Source organism: Bowmanella pacifica, from assembly GCF_014645355.1.
In the GTDB taxonomy this organism is placed as follows: domain Bacteria; phylum Pseudomonadota; class Gammaproteobacteria; order Enterobacterales; family Alteromonadaceae; genus Bowmanella; species Bowmanella pacifica.
On the sequence record NZ_BMLS01000014.1, the window covers coordinates 1 to 1,300 of the forward strand.

Consider the following 1,300-nt stretch of genomic DNA (forward strand, 5'->3'; position numbering starts at 1 on the left):
TGAGCTACAGACCCAATATCTTGCTCGTTCTTCTTGGCAACAAAACAATCTGTGTGAACACTACGCTAACAAGCGCAGCTCTTTTCGTAAGGAGGTGATCCAACCGCAGGTTCCCCTACGGTTACCTTGTTACGACTTCACCCCAGTCATGAAACACAAAGTGGTAATCGCCCTCCCGAAGGTTAAGCTAACTACTTCTTTTGCATCCCACTCCCATGGTGTGACGGGCGGTGTGTACAAGGCCCGGGAACGTATTCACCGCAGTATGCTGACCTGCGATTACTAGCGATTCCGACTTCACGGAGTCGAGTTGCAGACTCCGATCCGGACTACGAACAGCTTTAAGGGATCCGCTCCACCTCGCGGTCTCGCTTCCCTCTGTACTGCCCATTGTAGCACGTGTGTAGCCCTACTCGTAAGGGCCATGATGACTTGACGTCGTCCCCACCTTCCTCCGGTTTGTCACCGGCAGTCTCCTTAGAGTGCCCAACTTAAGGCTGGCAACTAAGGACAAGGGTTGCGCTCGTTGCGGGACTTAACCCAACATCTCACGACACGAGCTGACGACAGCCATGCAGCACCTGTCTCACAGGTCCCGAAGGCACCAAGGTATCTCTACCAAGTTCTGTGGATGTCAAGAGTAGGTAAGGTTCTTCGCGTTGCATCGAATTAAACCACATGCTCCACCGCTTGTGCGGGCCCCCGTCAATTCATTTGAGTTTTAACCTTGCGGCCGTACTCCCCAGGCGGTCTACTTATCGCGTTTGCTGCGCTACCCACGACTTAAAGCCACAGACAGCTAGTAGACAGCGTTTACGGCGTGGACTACCAGGGTATCTAATCCTGTTCGCTACCCACGCTTTCGCACATGAGCGTCAGTCTTTGGCCAGGGAGCCGCCTTCGCCACTGATGTTCCTCCAGATCTCTACGCATTTCACCGCTACACCTGGAATTCCACTCCCCTCTCCAAGACTCTAGACTGCCAGTTCTAAATGCAATTCCCAGGTTGAGCCCGGGGCTTTCACATCTAGCTTAACAATCCGCCTGCGTGCGCTTTACGCCCAGTAATTCCGATTAACGCTCGCACCCTCCGTATTACCGCGGCTGCTGGCACGGAGTTAGCCGGTGCTTCTTCTGTGGCTAACGTCACAGCTGATGGGTATTAACCATCAACCTTTCCTCACCACTGAAAGTGCTTTACAACCCGAAGGCCTTCTTCACACACGCGGCATGGCTGGATCAGGCTTGCGCCCATTGTCCAATATTCCCCACTGCTGCCTCCCGTAGGAGTCTGGGCCGT

Annotated in this window: 1 rRNA gene; it reads right to left on the reverse strand. The window is 53.9% G+C overall.

The window, feature by feature from the left end:
• Nucleotides 1–87: 87 nt before the first annotated feature.
• Nucleotides 88–1,300: ribosomal RNA gene (locus IEX02_RS20265) — 16S ribosomal RNA — on the reverse strand; the annotation flags it as partial.